Source organism: Frigoribacterium sp. CFBP 8751 (assembly GCF_014841545.1).
In the GTDB taxonomy this organism is placed as follows: Bacteria; Actinomycetota; Actinomycetes; order Actinomycetales; family Microbacteriaceae; genus Frigoribacterium.
The window spans coordinates 610,661-631,975 of record NZ_JACYUB010000001.1; the positions used below are offsets into that span (position 1 = coordinate 610,661).

17 protein-coding genes are annotated in these 21,315 nt (G+C 69.2%); 15 read left to right on the plus strand and 2 right to left on the minus strand.

The genetic code is table 11. From position 1 onward, the window contains the following. Nucleotides 1-169 precede the first annotated feature (169 nt). The 5 genes from IFT88_RS03005 (at nucleotide 170) to guaA (ending at nucleotide 5,323) form a co-directional block, all read left to right on the plus strand. On the plus strand, nucleotides 170-700 hold the full coding sequence (locus tag IFT88_RS03005; protein WP_043595745.1) for a cation:proton antiporter regulatory subunit: 531 nt from the start codon (nucleotides 170-172) through the stop codon (nucleotides 698-700). Nucleotides 701-704: 4 nt separating this feature from the next. Then, nucleotides 705-2,216: a cation:proton antiporter gene (locus IFT88_RS03010; RefSeq protein WP_043595743.1), complete on the plus strand. Its 1,512-nt coding sequence runs from the start codon at nucleotides 705-707 to the stop codon at nucleotides 2,214-2,216. Between the two features lie 55 nt (nucleotides 2,217-2,271). Then, complete coding sequence (locus IFT88_RS03015; protein WP_199858865.1) at nucleotides 2,272-3,123, plus strand: SURF1 family cytochrome oxidase biogenesis protein; 852 nt, start codon at nucleotides 2,272-2,274, stop codon at nucleotides 3,121-3,123. A 113-nt stretch (nucleotides 3,124-3,236) separates the two neighbouring features. Then, nucleotides 3,237-3,677: a DUF3817 domain-containing protein gene (locus IFT88_RS03020; protein WP_043595742.1), complete on the plus strand. Its 441-nt coding sequence runs from the start codon at nucleotides 3,237-3,239 to the stop codon at nucleotides 3,675-3,677. Between the two features lie 92 nt (nucleotides 3,678-3,769). Further along, nucleotides 3,770-5,323 carry a glutamine-hydrolyzing GMP synthase gene (guaA, locus tag IFT88_RS03025; protein ID WP_056229559.1) on the plus strand — a complete coding sequence of 518 codons (1,554 nt, stop codon included), beginning with the start codon at nucleotides 3,770-3,772 and terminating at the stop codon, nucleotides 5,321-5,323. A 459-nt stretch (nucleotides 5,324-5,782) separates the two neighbouring features. On the opposite strand, the gene IFT88_RS03030 is transcribed toward guaA, so the two are convergent. Continuing rightward, nucleotides 5,783-6,619 (minus strand): Bax inhibitor-1/YccA family protein, encoded by an 837-nt coding sequence (locus tag IFT88_RS03030; RefSeq protein ID WP_043595740.1) that lies wholly within the window; start codon nucleotides 6,617-6,619, stop codon nucleotides 5,783-5,785. 289 nt (nucleotides 6,620-6,908) lie between these two features. Between IFT88_RS03030 and IFT88_RS03035 the strand changes: the two genes are divergently transcribed. Together IFT88_RS03035 and IFT88_RS03040 are read left to right on the plus strand one after the other, a co-directional pair. Then, the gene (locus IFT88_RS03035) at nucleotides 6,909-7,901 is read left to right on the plus strand and encodes a glycerophosphodiester phosphodiesterase family protein (RefSeq protein WP_192118793.1); all 993 of its coding nucleotides are present in this window, start codon (nucleotides 6,909-6,911) and stop codon (nucleotides 7,899-7,901) included. A gap of 80 nt (nucleotides 7,902-7,981) precedes the next feature. Further along, on the plus strand, nucleotides 7,982-10,402 hold the full coding sequence (locus IFT88_RS03040; protein ID WP_056228617.1) for an ATP-dependent helicase: 2,421 nt from the start codon (nucleotides 7,982-7,984) through the stop codon (nucleotides 10,400-10,402). Here the strand turns inward: IFT88_RS03040 and IFT88_RS17575 are convergent. Beyond that, nucleotides 10,399-10,860 carry an FHA domain-containing protein gene (locus tag IFT88_RS17575; protein ID WP_207110889.1) on the minus strand — a complete coding sequence of 154 codons (462 nt, stop codon included), beginning with the start codon at nucleotides 10,858-10,860 and terminating at the stop codon, nucleotides 10,399-10,401. The two genes, IFT88_RS03040 and IFT88_RS17575, sit on opposite strands and share 4 nt — an antisense overlap. 513 nt (nucleotides 10,861-11,373) lie before the next feature. Here IFT88_RS17575 and IFT88_RS03050 point away from each other — a divergent pair. From IFT88_RS03050 to IFT88_RS03085, 8 genes are all read left to right on the plus strand, one after another. Beyond that, the gene (locus tag IFT88_RS03050; protein WP_043594286.1) at nucleotides 11,374-11,667 is read left to right on the plus strand and encodes a WXG100 family type VII secretion target; all 294 of its coding nucleotides are present in this window, start codon (nucleotides 11,374-11,376) and stop codon (nucleotides 11,665-11,667) included. Nucleotides 11,668-11,748: 81 nt separating this feature from the next. Beyond that, the gene (locus tag IFT88_RS03055; protein WP_052505176.1) at nucleotides 11,749-12,045 is read left to right on the plus strand and encodes a hypothetical protein; all 297 of its coding nucleotides are present in this window, start codon (nucleotides 11,749-11,751) and stop codon (nucleotides 12,043-12,045) included. Next, on the plus strand, nucleotides 12,042-13,301 hold the full coding sequence (locus IFT88_RS03060) for a putative T7SS-secreted protein (protein ID WP_192118796.1): 1,260 nt from the start codon (nucleotides 12,042-12,044) through the stop codon (nucleotides 13,299-13,301). Before IFT88_RS03055 ends, IFT88_RS03060 begins: the two co-directional genes overlap by 4 nt. 101 nt (nucleotides 13,302-13,402) lie before the next feature. Beyond that, nucleotides 13,403-13,912 (plus strand): hypothetical protein, encoded by a 510-nt coding sequence (locus IFT88_RS03065; protein WP_192118798.1) that lies wholly within the window; start codon nucleotides 13,403-13,405, stop codon nucleotides 13,910-13,912. A 281-nt stretch (nucleotides 13,913-14,193) separates the two neighbouring features. Then, entirely contained in the window at nucleotides 14,194-14,901 is a 708-nt protein-coding gene (locus tag IFT88_RS03070; protein WP_192118800.1) for a hypothetical protein, read from the plus strand. 583 nt (nucleotides 14,902-15,484) lie between these two features. Continuing rightward, entirely contained in the window at nucleotides 15,485-16,228 is a 744-nt protein-coding gene (locus tag IFT88_RS03075; RefSeq protein ID WP_137847421.1) for a hypothetical protein, read from the plus strand. A gap of 34 nt (nucleotides 16,229-16,262) precedes the next feature. Next, nucleotides 16,263-16,865 carry a hypothetical protein gene (locus IFT88_RS03080; protein WP_056228627.1) on the plus strand — a complete coding sequence of 201 codons (603 nt, stop codon included), beginning with the start codon at nucleotides 16,263-16,265 and terminating at the stop codon, nucleotides 16,863-16,865. After that, on the plus strand, nucleotides 16,862-21,295 hold the full coding sequence (locus IFT88_RS03085) for an FtsK/SpoIIIE domain-containing protein (protein WP_192118802.1): 4,434 nt from the start codon (nucleotides 16,862-16,864) through the stop codon (nucleotides 21,293-21,295). The genes IFT88_RS03080 and IFT88_RS03085 overlap by 4 nt, the downstream gene beginning before the upstream one ends. Nucleotides 21,296-21,315: the final 20 nt, after the last annotated feature.

A 21,315-nucleotide genomic window follows, 5' to 3' on the forward strand; every position in this document is an offset into this window, starting at 1 on the left:
GCGCGGTGCCGGTTCGACCGGCACCGCGCCTCTTGCGCGTCCGCCGTCCGAGAACGGGGGAACACCTGTGGACGGTGACGGGTTGTCCCCACCACGAGCAGCCCGGCTGCCGCGGCCGAACCCGCCGCTAGGCTGAGACGACTGCCCCCGAGTCCACTGGAGACGAACCATGGTTGACGTGCGTCGAGTCAAGCTCCCCGGCGTGGGTGTGCTGCACACCTTCATCACCGACGACGGCGGCAAGTGCGGTGTCATCACGCACCGTTCGGGTCACAGCGACCTGATCACGTTCAGCGACGACGTCGACGGCGACCACGTCAAGAAGGTCTCGTTGCGCCTCAGCGAGGACGAGGCCCACACGCTCGCCGAACTGCTCGGCGGTACGCGCATCACCGAGTCGCTGTCGGCCCTCGACCAGATCCCCGGCCTGAGCATCGACTGGTTCACGGTCGACTACGACGACCACATCGCCGGACAGCCGCTCGGCGACCTCGGTGCCAAGGGCGTCGTCGGCCTCACCGTCGTGGCGGTCGTCCGGGGCGACGCGGCCAACCCGGCACCGTCGGGCGACTTCAAGGTGTTCCCCGGTGACACGCTCGTCGTGGCCGGTTCACCCGAGAAGGTCGCCAAGGCGTTCTCGTTCTACCGCACGGGCGAGCTCAAGCACCGCTCGCCGGTCGACGCCCCGCCCGGGGGCTAGGCCGATGCACCTGGGTGAAGAGCTGATCGTCCTCGGCATCCTGCTGCTGATCGCGTACGTGCTCGGCCGCGCCGGCAAGCTGATCGGCCTGCCGTCGATCCCGATCTACATGATCGTCGGCCTGCTCGCCAGCACGAACACGGGGTGGTTCCCGCTCAGCTTCGAGTCCGACAACATCGAGTTGATCGCCATCTTCGGGTTGATCCTGTTGCTGTTCAACCTCGGCCTCGAGTTCGACCAGGACGAGTTCTTCTCGAACGCGGGGCGGCTCATCGTCTCGGGCGGCAGCTACATCGCGATCAACATGGGCGTCGGGCTGATCTTCGGCTTCATGCTCGGATGGGGCACGCGCGAGGCGTTGATCATCGCGGGCATGACGGCGACGTCGTCGAGTGCGATCGTCACCAAGCTGCTGATCGAGCTGAACCGCCTGGCCAACCGCGAGACTCCGATGATCCTCGGCGTCACGGTGGTCGAGGACATCTTCATCGCCATCTACCTGGCGATCGTGTCCGTCGTGCTCAGCGGCGAGACCGACCCCGGGCCGGTGATCCTCAAGCTCGGCATCGCCTTCGCGTTCCTCGTCGTGATGTTCGGCGTGGCGCGATGGGGCGGCCGCGTCGTGTCGAGGCTCATGCGTACCCGCGACGACGAACTCTTCACCGTGCTGTTCTTCGGGCTGGCCGTGCTGTTCGCCGGCCTCGGCGAGGTGCTCGGGGTGACGGACGCGATCGGCGCCTTCCTCATCGGCCTGATCATCGGGGCCACGAAGTTCCGCAACCGGGTCGAGCAGTTCGCCCTGCCCATGCGCGACGTCTTCGGGGCGTTCTTCTTCCTGAACTTCGGCCTCGGGCTCAACCCGGCCCTGTTCCCGAGCGTGCTCGGCCCCGTGGCCATCGCCGTGGGCATGACCGTGCTGCTCAACGTGGGTGCCGGGCAGTTCGTCGCCTGGCTCAACAAGCTGGGGCCGCAGGCGGGCATCAACACCACGGTCATCCTGGTGAACCGGGGCGAGTTCGCGCTGATCCTCGCGACGCTGTCCGCCGGTGCGGGGCTGGACGAGCGGTTGCAGCCCTTCGCCGGTCTGTACGTGCTGATCATGGCGGTGCTCGGGCCGGTCCTCGCCTCGAACAGCGAGCGCATCGGCTCGGTGCTGTTGCGGTCGCGCAAGAAGGCCGAGCGTGCCGAGGCCGAGGCCCGTCGTCTCGAACGCGAGGCGCGCAGCGGTGACGAGATCGCCCTGATGGAGGCCGCCCTCGCCGGTGACGACCTCGACCAGGCCGAGGTCACCGAGGACGACGACGAGCGTGAGACCGAGCGGGTCCGGGCCGGCGCCGCGCGGGCCGCCGCGGGCCGGGTCGACACCACGCGACGCGGGGCCGACGGCGATGCCGACGCCGACGACGACCTGGACGACCTCGACGCGATGGACGCCGACGAGGCCCGGATCTGGGCCGAGCAGGCCGGCCAACAGAGCGATCAGCGGGCCACCCGCCGACGCGACCCCGAGTACTGAACCGCTCGCCGTCGTCCCAGCGGGTTCGTGGGCGACGCGAGGTACGATCGCCTCCGTGACCCAGACCGAGCAGCGCCCCGCCCTCCTCGGAGTCGACGGCGAACCGCTGCCCGCGACCATGTGGCACGTCGCCCGTCGGCCCCGATGGATCGCCCTGCTCGGCCTCGCCCTCGTCGTGGCGGCGATCTTCGCCTGGCTCGGCCACTGGCAGATCGAGCGCAGCGTCGAGAGCGTGCAGGTCGTCAACCCCGAGACCGAGACCAGCAAGGTGCTGTCGTCCGTCGCGACCCCGCAGACGCCCTTCGCCGACTCGCTCGGTGCCCAGCGCGTGTCCGTCACCGGTGAGTTCGACCCGGACGACTTCGCCGTCGTCGGAGACCGCGTCAACGGCGGCGAGACCGGCTATTGGCTGATCGGCCGTTTCGTCGACGACGCCAACGGCGCCTCGCTTCCCGTGGGGCTCGGCTGGTCCGCGACCCGCGAGGGTGCCGAGGCCGCCGAGGCGTCCGTGGCCGCGACCTCGACCGTCACGGTCGAGGGCCGTTACTTCCCGTCCGAGTCGCCGACCGAGAGCGACTTCGAGAGCGGTGCGCAGACCGTCGTGTCCGTGGCCGCCCTGATCAACGAGTGGCCCGGGTTCGACGGCCAGGTCTACGGCGGCTACGTCGTCTCCGACGCCGCACCCGCGTCGCTGAGCGAGATCGACTCCGCGCCTCCGGCGTCCGACGTGCAGTTCAACTGGCTCAACGTCTTCTACGCGATCGAATGGGTCGTCTTCGCCGGCTTCGCCGTCTTCTTGTGGTTCCGGCTCGTGCGCGACGCGTTCGAGCGCGAGCACGAAGAAGCCGAGGAGGCGCTGGCCGAGGCGGACGCGCGCGGCGCGACCCAGCCGACCCGCGCCTCCTGACCCCGCGCGTCCCGACCTCCGCGTCCCGGCCCCGGCCGGGCGATGGGTCGCCCTCGTTCGACGTCGACAGGTGCCGTCCTGGCGCATGGGTGGGCGCGGCTAGAATCGTCCCCATGCCTCTGAAGCCCCGGCAACGCGACATCCCGAAGATCCCGGGTGCCGTCAGGTTCTACAAGATCTCGGCGTACGTCACCGGCGTGATGCTGCTGCTGCTCATCTTCGAGATGCTGTTCAAGTACACGCCCCTGCAGCTCGAGATGCAGCTCGGCGGTCAGGGCGGATTCCTCGTGCCGGTCGACTCGACCACGGGCTTCAACCTGTCGACCGCGATCCTCATCGCGCACGGTTGGCTCTACGTCGTCTACCTCTTCGCCGACTTCCGTCTCTGGAGCTTGATGAGGTGGCCGTTCTCGCGGTTCTTCCTCATCGCGCTCGGCGGCGTCGTGCCCCTGCTCTCGTTCTTCGTCGAGAGCCACATGACCAAGCTCGCGACGCGGCAGTACGAAGCCCTGACCGCCGAGACCACCCCCACGACCGAGGGAGCCCCCGCGTGACCGACGCACCCGAGACCGCCGAGGCGTCGGCGACGACCGCCGCCACGGCCCCCGCACCGGCCGACCGCGCGCCCGAGACCGCCCAGAGCCCCGTGCTCGTGGTCGACTTCGGCGCCCAGTACGCGCAGCTGATCGCCCGGCGTGTGCGCGAGGCCAACGTCTACAGCGAGATCGTGCCCCACACGATCACCGCGGCCGAGATCGCCGAGAAGAACCCCGTGGGCATCGTGCTCAGCGGCGGTCCCTCGAGCGTCTACGAAGAAGGCGCGCCGAGCATCGACGCGGGCATCTTCGACCTCGACATCCCCGTGCTGGGCATCTGCTACGGCTTCCAGGCCATGGCCAAGGCGCTCGGCGGCGAGGTGTCGCAGACGGGTCAGCGCGAATACGGCGCCACCGACGTGACGCTCGCCGAGGGCGACAGCACGCTGCTGTCCGGCCAGCCGTCCTCGCAGACGACGTGGATGAGCCACGGCGACTCGGTGTCGAAGGCCCCCGCGGGCTTCGACGTGCTGGCGTCGAGCGCCTCGACCCCCGTCGCCGCGTTCTCGAGCGACGCCCGCAAGCTCTACGGCGTCCAGTGGCACCCCGAGGTCAAGCACTCGTCGTACGGCCAGGCCGTGCTCGAGAACTTCCTGCACCGTGCCGCCGGCATCCCCGCCGACTGGAACAGCGGCAACGTCATCGCCGAGCAGGTGGCCCGCATCCGCGAGCAGGTCGGTGACGCGCGCGTCATCTGCGGCCTCTCGGGCGGGGTCGACTCGGCCGTCGCGGCCGCCATCGTGCACGAGGCCGTCGGCGACCAGCTGATCTGCGTCTTCGTCGACCACGGTCTGCTGCGCGCCGACGAGCGTCGTCAGGTCGAAGAGGACTACGTCGCCTCGACCGGTGTGCGACTCGTCACGATCGACGCCGAGCAGCAGTTCCTCGACGCCCTCGCCGGGGTGACCGACCCCGAGCAAAAGCGCAAGATCATCGGCCGCGAGTTCATCCGCAGCTTCGAGGCCGCCGCCGAGGCGCTGGTGCTCGAGGCCGCGGCCGAGGGCGACTCGGCCGTGAAGTTCCTGGTGCAGGGCACCCTCTACCCCGACGTCGTCGAGAGCGGTGGCGGTACGGGCACGGCGAACATCAAGAGCCACCACAACGTGGGCGGTCTGCCCGAAGACCTGCAGTTCGAGCTCGTCGAGCCGCTGCGCACCCTCTTCAAGGACGAGGTGCGGGCGATCGGTCGCGAGCTCGGTCTGCCCGAGGTCATCGTCGGGCGCCAGCCGTTCCCCGGCCCCGGTCTCGGCATCCGCATCGTGGGCGAGGTGACGCACGAGCGACTCGAGCTGTTGCGTGCGGCCGACGCGATCGCGCGGGCCGAGTTGACCGCGGCCGGCCTGGACGACGAGATCTGGCAGTGCCCCGTGGTGCTGCTCGCCGATGTCCGCTCGGTGGGTGTGCAGGGCGACGGTCGTACGTACGGTCACCCGATCGTGTTGCGCCCGGTGTCCTCGGAAGACGCGATGACGGCAGACTGGACGCGTCTGCCCTACGACGTGCTGGCCCGCATCTCGAACCGCATCACGAACGAGGTCGACGGTGTCAACCGCGTCGTGCTCGACGTCACCTCGAAGCCCCCGGGAACGATCGAATGGGAGTGACGCGAAGCGTCACTCTGGCGGCGCTCTGCGCCGTCAGTGCCCACCAGTAGCCGCCGAGGTGGAGTGAGGCTGACGTCTCGCGAAGCGCAGTGACCGGGCTGGTTCCGGCGCGGAGCGCCGAGGCCTGATCATTCCGGGGGAGCCTGCGACCCCGGTGCCCACCAGTAGCCGCGAACGTCGAGTGAGGGAGACCTCTCGCGAAGCGCAGTGAGGCGAAGCCCCCTCCGGCAGACAGCTGCCCGAGGGGGTTTCGTCGTCTCCAGGGGGTTTCGTCGTCCCTGGATCTCTTCGTCGTTCCTGGTCAGCACACGAACGAGTGGGCAGAACATGCTCGTCCCCCGCCCACGAACAGCACCTTCTGCCCACTCGGCCATCGACCCCCCCCACCCACAGGGAAGCGGGGCCCGTCCCTCTCGGAACGAGCCCCGCTTCGGGGTGCTGCTGGTGACGGCGTCGTGCCTAGTCGCTGCCTCGCAGGATGGCGATCATGCGCAGGATCTCGACGTAGAGCCAGATGACCGTCATGACGATGCCGAAGGCGGCCGACCAGCCGTAGATGCGGGGTGCGCCGCGCTCGACGCCGGTCTTGATCTGGTCGAAGTCGAGCACGAGTGAGTAGGCAGCCATGATGACGACCAGGATGCCCAGGAAGAAGCCGAGCGGGATGCCGAAGATCTCGAACGACCCGCGCAGACCCCAGGGGTTGCTGTTGGCACCGAAGGCCATCAGGCCGAGGTTGAGCAGCGAGAAGACGGCGTAGCCGACCATGCCGATCAGGAAGATCTTGGTGGCCTTGGCCGAGGCGCGCACCTTGCCGCTCTTGAAGAGCAGCAGGGTCGTGACGAACACGGCCGCGGTGCCGAGCAGGGCCTGGGTGACGATGCCGTCGAACTGCGACTCGTAGATGGACGAGATGCCACCGACGAAGAGGCCCTGCGCCGCCGAGTACGCGAGGACGAGCCCCGGGGAGGGCTTCTTCTTGAAGATGTTGACGAGCGCGAGGACGAAGCCGGCGATGGCGCCGACGATCGCGAGCGCGGGGACGAACCACCCGATGGCCGCACCGACGAGCACGACACCGAACGCGAGAAGCGTCTTGGTGATGGTGTCTTCGTACGTCATGCGGTCGGTCTGGGTGGGGCCGGCGGCGGGCTGCGAGTAGAGCTGCTGCAACTGCTCGGCGGTCATGCCGTTGTACTCGACCGGCTGGGCTGCGCCCTGCTGCTGACGGATGACGGGCCCGCCGTTCTTCGAGAAGGCCGGCGACTGACTGAAGCCGGGATTCGAGAATGCCAAGGGGTTCCTCTTCTGATCGCTAGGGATGTGTGGATCGCCCGCGCAGGTTCACGAAGGCGTTTCCGTACACATGAGGCTAACGCCTGTCGTGCAACGAATGGCTGAAGATCTGCCTGATGAGAGCCGCATTCTCGCAGGGCGAACGTGCGCGCCGTGCATCTTTTGCGTCTGCGGTGGGCGAGACGCCTCGTCCCCGGGGGCCGCGCCTCCTCGTCTCTCCACACGCGGTCGCTTGCCAAGCGGTCGGGCGGCTCGGGCTGCGCACGGGGACGCCGGTTAGCGTGACCGGGTGTCCACCTCGCCTCTCGTCATCGCCCATCGCGGCGCCAGCGGTCACCGACCCGAGCACGGCGAGGACGCCTACCGGCTCGCGATCGAGCTCGGGGCCGACGCCATCGAGCCCGACCTGGTCGCCTCGAGCGACGGTGTGCTCGTCCTGCGGCACGAGAACGAGATCTCTGGCACGACCGACGTCGCCGAGCACGACGAGTTCCGGCACCGACGCACGACCAAGACGATCGACGGGACGAAGGTCACGGGCTGGTTCACCGAGGACTTCACCTGGGACGAGCTCAGCACGCTGCGCATCCGCGAACGGCTGCCCGAGCTGCGGCCCGAGAGCGCGGCGCACGACGGCGAGGGGCGCATCCTGCGGCTGGGCGACCTGCTCGACCTGCTCGACGCGGCCGATCGACCCGTCGGGCTCGTCGCCGAGGTGAAGCACGCCACCTACTTCGACTCGATCGGCCTGCCGCTCGGCGAGCTGCTCGCCGACGAGTTGCGGCAACGGCGCTGGGTCGACGACCCGCGGCTGACCATCGAGTCGTTCGAGCAGACCGTGCTGGGTCGACTGGCCGACCAGCGGCTCGGTGCGCGGCTCGTCTACCTGCTCGAGAAGGCGGGCGTCGCGGCCGACCTGGTCGCGACGGGACGGACGTCGGTGGGCTACCGCGATCAGCTGCACGCCGAGTCGCTCGAGTCGTTCGTCGACGCGGGGCTGCACGGCGTCAGCCTCGACAAGCACACGCTCGTCGACGCGCAGGGGGCGACCGACGGTCGGGTCGTCGACCGGGCGCACGCGGCCGGCCTCGCCGTCTTCACCTGGACGCTCCGCGCCGAGAACGCCTTCCTGGCCAAGGCCCACCGCCGCCCCGGCGGCAAGGCGGCCTTCGGCGACTGGCAGGCCGAGTTCACCTCGCTCATGGCGCTCGGCGTCGACGGGGTCTTCGCCGACCAGCCCGAGCTCGCCGAGGAGGCGCGGGTCGCCTTCGCGTCCCGCTGACCCCGCGCGACGCCGCCCTCGATCGTGGTCGCCCCGCGTCCTCTCGCCATGTCGGTGGTCGCGCTTAGACTCGACGGGCCATGACGATCGTGCTCGAGCCCTCTGACGCTGCCGGCGGTTCCGGCGACCCCTTGACCGCGGGTCTCAACCCCCAGCAGAAAGAGGCGGTCGAGTACCGCGGGCAGTCGCTGCTGATCGTGGCCGGTGCCGGCTCGGGCAAGACCAGTGTGCTGACCCGCCGCATCGCGGGCCTTCTGGCGACGCGCGAGGCGTGGCCCAGCCAGATCCTCGCCATCACCTTCACCAACAAGGCCGCGGCCGAGATGCGCGAGCGCGTGGCGCACCTCGTCGGCCAGGCCGGCGAGGGCATGTGGATCAGCACGTTCCACTCGGCGTGCGTGCGCATCCTGCGGCGCGAGGCCGAGCAGTTCGGCTTCACCAAGAGCTTCACGATCTACGACTCGGCCGACTCGAGGGCGCTGCTCAAGCGCATCCTGAAAGAGCTCGACGCCGATCAGCTCGGGCTCACCGTCAGCATGGCGTCGGGCAAGATCTCCAAGCTCAAGAACGAGCTCAGCGACGTCGAGTCGTACTCGCGCCAGATCAACATGAACGACCCGCAAGAGGTCATGTTCCTCGAGGTCTTCCGGCAGTACACCCGCGAGCTGCAGCGGGCGAACGCCTTCGACTTCGACGACCTCATCGCCCAGACCGTCTACCTGTTCCGCGCCTTCCCGCACGTGGCCGCGCAGTACCAGCGGCGGTTCCGGCACATCCTGGTCGACGAGTACCAAGACACCAACCACGCGCAGTACTCGCTCATCCGCGAGCTGACCCGGCCGGTGCAGGCCGACCTCGTCGACGAGCTCGAGAGGGGCGGCCAGTTCGTCCAGTCGATGCGTGACGGCAGCGGCGGCATCCCCGGGGCGTCGCTCACCGTGGTGGGCGACTCCGACCAGTCGATCTACGCGTTCCGGGGCGCCGACATCCGCAACATCGTCGAGTTCGAGCGCGACTTCCCGAACTCGAAGGTCATCCTGCTCGAGCAGAACTACCGCTCGACGCAGAACATCCTCGACGCCGCCAACGCGGTCATCTCGAACAACTTCGACCGTCAGGCCAAGAACCTCTTCACCACGGTCGGTGCCGGCAGCAAGATCGTCGGGTTCACCGGCTACACCGGTCACGACGAGGCCCAGTTCGTGGCGGACGAGATCGCGGCGCTCCACGAGTCCGGCACCGACTACAAAGACATGGCCGTCTTCTACCGGACCAACTCGCAGACGCGTGCGCTCGAAGAGATCTTCATCCGTTCGGCGATCCCGTATCGCGTGCTCGGCGGCACCAAGTTCTACGAGCGTGCCGAGATCAAGGACGCCATGGCGTACCTGATCACCGTCGCCAACCCGGCCGACCCACTCGCCCTGCGGCGCATCATGAACGTGCCCAAGCGCGGCATCGGTCCGGCGACCGAGACAGCGATGCAGCGCTGGGCCGACACCAACGAGGCACCGTTGCGTGACGCGATGCGCAACGCGGACCAGCTCGGCCTCGGGCCGAAGGTCACCGGCGCCATCACGGGCCTGGCGAAACTGCTCGACGACGTGCAGGCCACGGCGGCGACCGCGCCCGTCCACGAGATCCTGTCGGCCCTGATCGCGGGCAGCGGCCTGGTCGAGGTGCTGCGGGCGTCGCGTGACCCGCAAGACGAGGCCCGCGCCGAGAACATCGACGAGCTCGTCGCGGTGACGAAAGAGTTCCAGAAGAACAACCCCGACGGCACGCTGCTCGACTTCCTCACCGAGGTCACGCTGGTCGCGGCCGCCGACGACCTCGACGACACGAGCGGCACGGTGTCGCTGATGACCCTGCACACCGCCAAGGGGCTCGAGTACGAGGCGGTGTTCCTCACCGGCGTCGAAGAAGACCTGTTGCCGCACCGCATGTCGGCGAACGAGCCCGGCGGTCCGTCCGAAGAGCGACGACTGTTCTACGTCGGCATCACGCGTGCGCGACAGCGGCTGTTCCTGTCGCTCGCGATGACGCGGGCGCAGTTCGGCGAGGTCAACGTGGCGATGCCGTCGCGGTACCTGCAAGAGATCCCCGTCGAGCTCATCGACTGGAAGCAGTCGCCCGGCATGGCCACCAGCCGTGGGGGCACGCAGCCGCGGGCACTCAACGCCCGTCGCGAGGGCGGCGACGGCAACCGCGGTGCGACACCGCGGGCGTCGGGCGGTTACGGTTCGGGCAGCTACGACCGGGCCACGGCGGCGGCGAAGACCAAGCCGAAGACCGAGTGGGCCAACCGGGTCACGGGTACCGTCCGCGACAACGGCGACATGGAGCTCGAGGCAGGCGACCGCATCTCGCACGTCGACTTCGGCGAGGGTCGCGTCATGGCCGTCACCGGCATCGGCGCCCGCCGCATCGCCGAGGTGCTCTTCGACGGCGCCGGCCGCAAGAAACTGCTGATCAAGGTCGCGCCGATCGAGAAGATCTAGCGTCCTTCCGCGTTCTCGCGAGAGGTCGTGTCGTGTGTCCTGGAAGGCAGGAAGGCGTCGGTCGTGTCGCTCTCGGGTCGGTGCCGGACGACCGTCACGCTGTGGTCGCCGATCGACAGCAGCGATCCGACCCGGGCGCGCGCCGGGGTGTGAGCCTCGAGTTCGATGGCCTCGCCGGTGGTCGCCACGAGGGTCGTGCCGTTGCCCGAACCGAGGTCGGTGACCCAGACGGCCGCGTCGGTACCGATCACGATCGAGACGTGGTGGCGAGACAGCGAACGGCCGACGTCGTCGAGGGCCACGACGTCGGCGTCGGGCGGCGGGGGCAGGGGGCGGTCGGTTCGACGCCCGACGACGATCGCGCGCCGTGTGACGGGGACGACGCTCTCGTCCGGCAGCCGCAGGCCGTAGTGCCGAGGACGCAGCGTCGTCGCCTCGAGATCGGGAACGAATGGCACCGCGTCATCGCCGGCCGGCTGTTCGGAGGCTGACCGCCTCGGGGTGGCGGCGGGAAACCGCGGCGCGTGAGGGATCGGGGCGGCGAGGGGCGCGAAGGACGCGAGGGGCGCGGGGGGTGCGGGGGGTGCGAGGGGCGCGGGGGGTGCGGCGGCGGACGGTGCCGTGCTCTCCGGGATGACGGGGGCGTGCTGCGCCGACCCGCTTCGATGCTCCTCGACGACGAACCCCGAGGAGGCGCGGGTCGGCGGGGGAGGGGACGTCACGATCGGCGCGGGCGGCTGGAGGGGCAGGGTGGTGATGCGCGAGAGCAGCCCTGCGGCGCGTTGCTCACGAATCGTCTCGGCGGTGATCACCGGCGGCGGCGTCGGGTGGTGCTCGCGCCTCCTGGGCTTGTCCTTCTTGCGACGCATGTCGACTCCGATCTGTGGAGAACCGTTACGCAAACTATCAGGCATGACATATTGGTCAGGTCCGACCGACCGGTCGGCATCTCACACGAAGGGGATCACCTCATGGCCAATGTCACCGTCACCTACGACGACCTGCGTACGCAGGCCACCCAGCTGCGGAACGGGCAGCGCGCGATCGAAGACCAACTGGGCCAGATGAAGTCGCAGATCGACAACCTCGTCGGCTCGGGCTACGTGACCGACAAGTCGTCGAAGGCGTTCGACGCGACGTACACCGAGTTCACGACCGGGGCCTCGAAGACGATCTCGGCGGTCGAGAGCATGGCGACGTTCCTCGAGAACGCGGCCAGCACCCTCGAGGGTGCCGACCAGCAGCTCGCCAGCAGCCTGGGCTGACCGACCGCACCGTAGGACGGCCGGGGCGGGTCGCGACGAGACGCGACGCGCTCCGGTCTCCCGGAACGAGGGGAGGACCTCATGGCTCGAACGAGCCTGACAATCGACGGTGCGGGTCTCGAGGCGTTGCTCGCCGACCTGACCACCGTGAAGACCGAGTTCGAGTCGGGCGACTCCTCGGCGTCGGCCACGGCCGAGGCCTGCGGTCACGCCGGGCTGGCGGCGAAGGTCACGTCGTTCGCGACGAACTGGAACGACCGGCGGGCGAAGCTCGCCGAGCAGATCACCGAGCTGGGCGAGGCGTTGTCGACGATCGACAAGACCTTCACCGAGGTCGACGGAGAACTCGAAGGCGTCCTGATCGGGGGCGACGAGTGACGGCCGGCACGCTCGCCGGGGTGGCGGCCGACTCCCTGGTGGGGGTACCGGGTGACCCGGTGCTGCTGAACTCCATGGCGAGCCACTACGAGTCCGTGGCGGCCTCGATCCGAGGGGCGGCAGCGAAGCTGCGATCGCTCGAGACGGGGTCATCGTCCAGCGACGCCCTCGATGCGTTCGTGGTCAAGGCCGAGGAGGTCTCCGCGAGCCTCGGCAAAGCCGAGGGGCGATACGGCGAGACGGGGTCCGCGCTCAAGGCGTACGCGTCCGAATTGTCGCTGGCCCAAGAGGCGGCCGCCCCGGCCCTGGCGAACCACCGCGACGCCGTGGACGACCTCGCCGCAGCCGAGAAGCTGGTCGAGCGGTACGAGCACTTCGCGCTCGTGGCCACCGACGAGGTGACGAAGCAGGAGCACCTCGACCAGGCCGCCGCGCAACGCACGAAAGCCGAGGAGGCGCGGGGCCGGGTCTCCCTCTACGCGCGCCGCCTCACCGACGCGCACACGTCCGTCGAGACCGCCGCGACGGCTGCCATCGCCAGGATCGACGACGCCACCGACGACGGCCTCGCCGACACCCTCTGGGACGACCTCGGGGGCGCGTGGGACGCCGGCTTCGCCGCCTTCCAGAAGTGGATGGAGGAGAACGACTCGTGGATCAGCACGCTGCTGGACGTCTTGTCCGTCGTCGGATTCGCGCTAGGTCTCGTCGCAATGTTCATTCCTGGACTCAATGTCATCGTGGTGATCGCCATGGTTGCCGTCGCAGCGATCTCCTTCGCTCGCGCAGCGGCGGGTACGGCGACGTGGACAGAATTTTGGCTCTCGACCGTTTCGCTCGTCACGTTCGGAGTCGGCGGACAACTGGTGTCTGGGGCGGCAAAGCTCACGCAAGGAGTCAAAGCCGCAAGAGTCGACGGTCTCGTCCGATCGGGCATGAGTCGAAAATTTGCCTCGGGCTACGTGAATCGGGTTTGGGAACGGGCTCGCCCGTCGAGGGGTGATTCTTTCCTGCTCAAGGCTTTCGGAGATGAGTCCATTGCGCAGATGATGCATTTCGTCAGGTCGTCAAGGGTGGGGGCCTTTGCGGATGACGCTGACACCATCGCGGCGATTACTGCTCGCCTGAACGGGGCACGCGCATTGAGCGCCGCCGATCAGACGGCAGCCGGCATCGAGAGCACGAGAATCATCAGCGATCGGATGCGTGGCGAGCCGGATGGTGCGATCCGGGTGACGCAGGGCAGTTCATGGTGAGGGGTAGGCGCCGTGCTTCTTTGGAGGGGGGCAAGAGCGTCCGCAGTCTCTCCTATGCCTTGTCTCCTGTTCCCGCGCTAGCGGTGCAAGGCACGTACCTCTTGTACTCCCTGAACACGCTCTTCACAATCGAGCCCGGGCCGGTCCCTGATGGCTTCGACTCTCGATTCGATGCTCCAGGCGGAATACCGTTTTACCTGCCCTGGACGGTCCTCATCCCTTCGGTGGCTCTCGCTGCAGTTGCGATCGTCGGCATGGTCCGCGAGGAACGGTCGAGAATTCGTGAGCACCGGCCGTTTTTCCTCGGCTTCGTATGGGGCCTAGGAGCCATCTACACATATGGCTATGGCGTTGGGTTCATCGTCATGACACCGACGGGCAACGGAATGCTTTTCGTCTCTTGCTGTCTCGGCGTCTGCAGCATCGTCTCGTTAGTTGTCGCTTTCGTGAAGCTGGCTATGCACCACCTCCATGGCCGTGCCGCCTTCGCACCCGATCACGCGGCACCGACTGTCGTTGCAGGCACCCCCGGTCAGTATTTCCATCTCGATAGCGGTGCCGCGAGAACGCACCAAGCCGACATGGCCTGCGCGTCCGGGGACGAGTCGTGAGCGTCGTACATCTTGGAGATCAAATCAATGCTGAAATATCAACGACGTGGTGGCGCGACCCTGCGGTGTCGGACGGTTCTTGTCCGAAAGCACGTGATCGGAATTCACGGTCCCCGGTGGCGAGCTATGGACGCCGGGTGGAGAGGGCCCGCTGTCTGGCTTCGTGTCGACTTGGCGTCCGGGGTCTGGCGGAGAGCCGCCGGTTCGAGGGGTTCGTCCTGAACGCGCTACGACGCGCGGGGGGCCGACGGAGGACTGAGCGAGGACCGTTCGGCGTCATTTTGAGCACGCTCCTCCTGCTTGCAGCCATGGTCCCGTTCTGCACCGTCCTGGGAACACGGATCACGCTGCAAGTACAGGGTGGCGGACGCGGCGCCGCGCGCCGGTTGAACCCCGATGGGGGGCCACTCTTCTACACGACAGACCGTTGGCCACCGTTCGTTGGTTCGTCCCTGCCCTTTTGGGCCGCGGCTGCCTGCCTCGTCGCGGCGATGATCATCCTGTCTCGATCACCGGAAGTCGATGGCCTGCATTCGCTCGACGTCCCCCTTGTGGCCTACATGGGGTTTGTCGGAGGCGTGTGGGGCATCATCTTCGCTCTCCCGTTCCGCGACCTCAACACCTGGCCGCGGGACTCTGCGATTGCTGGTGTCATCCAAATCATCTGTGCCATCCGGGTGGTCGTCGAGGTCATTCGTGGTCGGCGTCATCGTCGGAATCAGCGACGTGTGCATGAGCAGGCGACGTTCGCCGAGAGCACGGATGGGAAGCGCTGGCACAGGGTTCGTCCGGCCGGGGCTGGACTTCCCTCGGGGGACGAAGCTTCCGAAGTCGCACGTGTGATGGTCCGCCTCAACTTGGCGCGGGGGTTACAAACCTTCGACCACTTGCGCGGGTTGAGCGACGCGACGCAGCTGGGCATGAAGCGGATGCAGGAACCCCAGGGCTCGCAGAGCACATGGCTTATGTCGCCGGGCGCTCAATTCTGATGGCGGGCCGACGAGTCGCAGTGGTGTTGCCGCGTCAGCGACTAGAGGGGCTCCTGCCCGTCATCGCTGGGGCCCTGGCAATCACGCCGGCTGTCTATTCACAGGTGATGCGCCTCACCCTAGGTCTCATCGCCATTCCGCAGGGCGGCAATCTCCGCGTGAACCCTGCAGGCAAATCACTTTTCGAAGCGGGACAGAATTGGCCCCCCGCTCCCTGGCCTAGTTTTCCCTTCTGGGTTTCGGCAATAGGGCTGGCTCTGGTTGCTGTCCATCTCCTAGGACGAGGTGGCTTCGATGTCCCGTACACCATGCATCCGTGGGTTTTGGCGTTCTGGTGCGGGCTCAGCGCTGGATACGCCTGGGTCTTCGGAGATCTCTTCAGAAGGTCCGCAGACTGGCCGCGCGATTCGGCTTTCGCCGTCGGTCTATTCCTCGCGGAGTCCGTCGTCTTCACCTGTTTGGGAATCATCTTTCTGCAGCGGAAGAGAAAAGACGGATGCGAGAAAACACGGGCTCGTGCAGAGGCGCCCCTCGCCGAAAATCGGCAGTCGTGTTCAGCCAGCAGGAACCCCGGGGACGAGTCATGAGCGGCCCGGGGTACGTGGGGCGGACGGCCGGGACGGTGGCGGCGTCGTATTCGATCGTCGTGCCTCCGGGGTTCGTCCGGGTTCCTGGTGGGATGGATGCGCCGGACGCAGTGGCGTTCGTCGCCGTACAGCTGGGGGAGCAGCCTGACCTCGGAACCGAGGCGACGGTCGACGACTGGCGGTTGCGGTTCGGGTCGGCGCTGGCGAGCGCGCTCGCTGCGGATGCGAACGGCCGCGTGCTCGACTCGTACCTCAGTGCGGGCCCGCTGCCCGGAACCGACATCGTGTGCTCGATCGTCGTCGCGTCCTTGCCCGTCACCCGCTCCGAGCACGCCGACCTCGACCGGCTGCTGCTGCGACGGGTCGCCACCCACGGCGCGGCTCCGATCGTCCTCGCCGGCGATCCCGCCGTCGTCTGGGACGACCCCGCAGCAGAGGCCCCGCCACAGGGCTCCCTTGCCGCACCCGACGAGGCCGCCGACCTGACACCGCTCCGCCGTCGGACCGTCCTGGCACGCGTCGCCGGCCACGACGACCGACTGCTCACCCTCGTCCTCACCATCGGGTCCGCGCAGGCGGGTGCCACCGCCTCGGGCGAGTCCGCGACAGAAACAGAACCGGACGCCGACGCGCGCGCCCGCATCGTCGATGCCCTCACCGACGTCTTCGACGCCATGCTCAGCACCTTCCGCTGGCGTGACGCCGAGGGACGCCTCGTCACCGACCGGCCCCTCGCCTGAACCCCCTCGACTGCCACAGAAAGCGACCTGCACCATGACCCAGACCGACAGTGACGCCACCACCGATTTCGACATCCTCATCGGGCACGACCCCGAGACCTGGGTGGCCCTCCCGACCTCCTGGCCGCATGACGGCCACCGCGCGCCGCGATCGTGGATCAAGGCGACCGTGCGCACCGTGGCCGAGCGGTCCGAGGTGTCGACCCGCGCCTCCCGGTCCTGGCTCACGGAGGTGCTCTCGGCCCTCGCGCGCTGGTCGCCCGAGGACGAACGCCGGTACCTGTACCTGCCGGACATCGCGACCCCTCCGTCGCTGCTGCGCGTCCAGTACGGGTTCGTCGAGGGTGATCGTGATGTCGCCCTCCGGGCCATGGTCTTCGACAGCGACGTGGCCGCGGTCGAGCCTCCCGTCGTCGAGCAGGTCGAGGCGAGTGGTCTCGGGCAGGGGCTCCGAGGCGTGCGGTACGCGGCCGTCGAGGGCGACGCCGACCTCCACGCCACGCTCGTCTACGCCTTCCGGGCCGAGCCGTACGACCTCCGCGTCACCTGCCAGGTCGGCGGGCCGGATGGCGTCCTCGGCATGATCGACGAAGTCGACGTGTTCGTGGACGGCATCAGCGTGGTGCCCGCCGCGTGAGGCTGTGCGTCACCGTCCTGCACGTCCCGACGGGCCAGCGGGCCGACCGCTCGCTACTCGTCGATCCGGACACCACCGTCGACGCCGTGGCGCGGCACCTCGCGTCGTCACTCGGTCACGCGCGGCACGCCCTGACCGACGAGCCCGCGAGCATCACCGTCGACGGTGTCCCGGTCGATCCGACCGCACGCCTCAGCTCGGGCGTCCTGCTCGACGGTGCCGTCCTCGGCCTCGGCGGCCCCGCCGTGCACCTCCACCTTCCCGACGACCTGCCCACCATCCGCATCATCGGAGGCCGCGGTGCCGGGACGATCCACGTCGTCGACGTCGGGCTCGTGCACCTCGGCAGCGGTCCGGACGCGGGCGTGAGACTGGACGACGCGCGGGTGCCCCCGATCGTCGCGACGATCGAACTCGACGGCGCCGGGCGCTTCGCGCTGACCCCCACGGCCGACGCTTTCCCCGAATCCGACGACGAGGCTCGCGGGCCACTCGTGCTCGTCGACCGCGTTCCGGTCCGAGGTACGGCCGCCGTGGACGAACACTGCGTCATCACCATCGGCGACACCCTCCTCGCCGTCGCGCCGGCCGGGCACCCGTCCGCCGCGATCACCGTGAGCGAAGGCGGAGGCACCCTCGACCACGCACGCCCCCCGCGCCTCCTGCCGGAGCCGCCGACCACGACGTTCCGGTTCCCCGCCGAACCCCAACAGGGGACGAAACGGCCCCTGCCGATCGTCGCGGCGCTCGCTCCGATGCTGATGGCCGTCGTCATGGTCACCGTGTTCGGGAACGTCGCCTTCCTCGCCTTCGGGCTCATGTCGCCGGTGGTCATGATGGGCAACTACCTCTACGACAAGCGCAACGGCAAGGTCTCGCACCGGCAGCGGCTCGCCGACCACCAGGCCACGAAGGAGGCGGTGGCGGCGGATGCCGAGAGCGCCGTGCGGCAGCTGCAGCGCGAGTTGCGACACCTCAGCCCCGACGCCGCGACCGTGCTCGACATCGCCGCCCGGCGTCGTTCGCGGTTGTGGGAACGCCGTCGTGACGATCCGGACCACCTGCGCGTCAGGATCGGTACCGCGGATCTGCCGTCGAGTGTCACCATCGAGGACCCGGCCGAACTCGAGCACCGTCGGACCGTCGCCCGCCCTGCCGTCGACGTGCCCGTCACCGTCGATCTGGCCGAGCACGGGGTCGTCGGGGTGGCAGGCCGATCCGAACACGCGAGACCTCTCGTCGCGTGGATGCTGGCTCAGCTCGCCGTCGCCCAGAGCCCCCGCGACGTGCGGTTCGTCGTCCTGACCGAACACGCTGCGGGCGACGACTGGTCGTGGCTGGCCCACGTCCCCCATGCCCGTCCGGAGAACGGTCGGCCGGCCACCGTCTGGGTGGGGAACGACGCCGAGACCGTCGCGCGTCGGATCGCCGAGCTGGGGGCCGAGATCGACGCCCGCCAGCGGGCGGTGCGGGAATCGCGGGGGACGCTCCGTGCGGCGACCGACATCGTGCTCGTCGTCGACGGTGCGCGGCGGCTGCGGGCACTGCCCGGGCTCGTCCGCGTCCTGCGCGAAGGGCCCTCCGTCGGCGTGTACGCGGTGTGCGTCGACCTCGAACGACGGTCCCTTCCCGAGGAATGCGTCGCCGTCGTCACCTGCGGCCCCACGCGGCACTCCCTCGACGTCCACCGCACCGCCGACGTGCGCGAGGTCAAGGCCGACCTGGTGCCCGCCGGCTGGTTCGAGGCCGTCGCACGGGCCGTCGCCCCGCTGGTCGACGTCGACGACGGTGGCGGAACGGGCGGACTCCCGGCCCGATCGCGACTGCTCGACGTGCTGCAGCTCGAACCGCCCACTCCCGAGGCCGTGCTCGACCGGTGGGCTCGCACGGGCCCCACGACCGAGGTCGTCATCGGAGAGAGCCTCGACGGGCCGTTCTCGTTCGACCTCCGCCGGGACGGCCCCCACGGTCTCGTGGCCGGCACGACCGGGTCCGGCAAGTCCGAGTTGCTCCAGAGCATGGTCGCGGCGCTCGCCGCCGCCAACACCCCCGAGTCGATGACCTTCGTCCTCGTCGACTACAAGGGCGGTGCCGCGTTCCGGGACTTCGCGCCACTGCCCCACACCGTCGGAATGGTCACCGACCTCGACACGCACCTCGTGGAACGGGCGTTGCACTCGCTCGGGGCCGAGCTCCGACGCCGCGAGCACCTCCTCGCCGATGTCGGGGCGAAGGACCTCGAGGACTACGTGGAGGGCGCGGTCGGCGACGCCGAAAGGCCTCCGTTGCCGCGCCTCCTGATCGTCATCGACGAGTTCGCGAGCATGGTCCGAGAGCTGCCGGACTTCGTGACCGGCCTCGTCAACATCGCCCAGCGCGGGCGTTCTCTCGGAATCCACCTCGTGCTCGCGACGCAACGTCCCACGGGCGTCGTCACGGGCGACATCCGGGCGAACACGAACCTGAGGATCGCCCTGCGCGTGACCGATGCAGGCGAGAGCAGCGACGTGATCGACGCGGGTGACGCGGCCGGCATCTCCAAGTCCACACCGGGCCGCGCCTTCGTCCGACTGGGTGCGAGCGCGCTCGTCCCGTTCCAGGCCGGCCGTGTCGGTGGCCGACGTCCGGGGGTGGTCGCCGACGTCGTGCCCGAGGTGTGGTCGAGTTCGCTCGGCTGGCACGAACTCGGGCGGGTCGTGGCCGAGCCGCCGCCACGAGCGTCGACCGAGTCCGTCGGGCGTACCGACCTGGTCGAGCTCGTCGACGCGCTCGCCTCCGCCTCCGCTCGTCTCGGTATCCCTCGCCCGCACCGTCCCTGGCTCGACGCCTTGCCGGACAGGCTCGTCCTCGACGACCTCGCAGAACCCCCGGGAGGCCGCGACGCCGACGCATGCGTCGAGGGAGACGTGCCCTTGCTGGCCTTCGGCAGGCAGGACTTCCCGGCCGAGCAGCATCAGGCCCCGGCCGCGCTCGACCTGCAGACCTTGGGTCATCTCTTCGTCGTCGGCGCCCCCCGCACGGGACGCTCGCAGGTGCTGCGCACCGTCGCGGCCTCCCTCGCCGACCGCACGAGCTGCGCCGACGTCCACCTCTTCGGCATCGACTGCGGCAGTGGTGCCCTGCTGCCGCTCGAGAGCCTTCCGCACGTCGGAGCCGTCGTCCAGCGGACCCAGCTCGACCGGGTCCGACGCCTGCTGACGAAGCTCGTCGACGAGATCTACCGGCGGCAGCAGGTGCTCGCGGCAGGAGGCCACGCGGGGGTGGTCGAGCAGCGGCGAACGGCTCCCGAGATCGAACGGCTGCCGCACCTCGTCGTCATGATCGACCGGTGGGAAGGGTTCACCGGCACCTTCGCCGAGATCGAGCACGGCAAGCTCGTCGACCAGGTGGGGTTGCTGCTGCGTGAGGGCGCCGCAGCCGGTGTCCACGTGCTCGTCACGGGTGACCGTCAACTCGTCGCCGGCCGGCTCGCGGCCCTGGTCGACGACAAGCTGCTCCTGCGTCTGACCGACCGGGCCGACTACGCCCTCGCCGGACTGAACGCACGAGCACTTCCCGACGTCCTGCCCCCGGGGCGGGGCTTCACCGCCGAGACCTCGATCGAGACGCAGGTCGCCTTGATCGATGCCGAGGCGACGGGGCAGGCGCAGGCCGAGGCCCTGCGGCGACGTGGGGCCGAGGCGGTTCACCGAGACCGTCACGTTCCTGCCGCCCGTCGGCCCTTCCGCGTCGACGAACTGGCGGGCCCCATCTCGTTCGACGATGCCTGGTCCCGCCGGGGAGCGGCTGATCCGGCGAGCGTCTTCGCCTTGATCGGCGTCGGTGGCGACGACCTCGTGCCGTGGGGTCCCGACCTCGCCGACGGCCCCGGCAGCTACGTTGTGACGGGCCCCCCGAAGAGCGGGCGCAGCACCGTCCTGGCAGCTGTCGTCCGGTCGCTCGCGGCCCAGAGCATCGGAGTGGTCGTCGTCGCCCCACGGCGATCGCCGCTGCGGGCGCTCGAGGGGTTGCCCGGCGTGGTCGCGGTGATCACCACCCGGACCGTCGAGGAGGCCCTCCTCGCGCCCTTCTTCGCAGACGTCGACGGCCCTCGCGTGCTCGTCATCGACGACGGCGAACACCTCAAGGACTGCCCCGCGGCCGAGTGGCTCGCGGAGTTCCTCCGGTCGTGCCCCGACACCGGTCGAGCGCTCGTCGTGGCCGGGACGACCGGCGAGGTCTTGGCGGGGTGGGCCGGCTGGCAGGTCGACGTGAGGAACAACCGGTGCGGCGCCGTGCTCAGTCCACAGCTGCCCAACGAAGGTGACCAGGTGGGGCTCCGGCTGACGAAGTCCGATCTCGCCGACCGGCCGACGCCAGGGTTCGCCCTCGTGGACGACGGCAGCGGTCGAGCCGTCCGGGTGCAGGTGCCGTTCGATCGGGCCGGATGAGCCCGGACCGACTCGCGGCA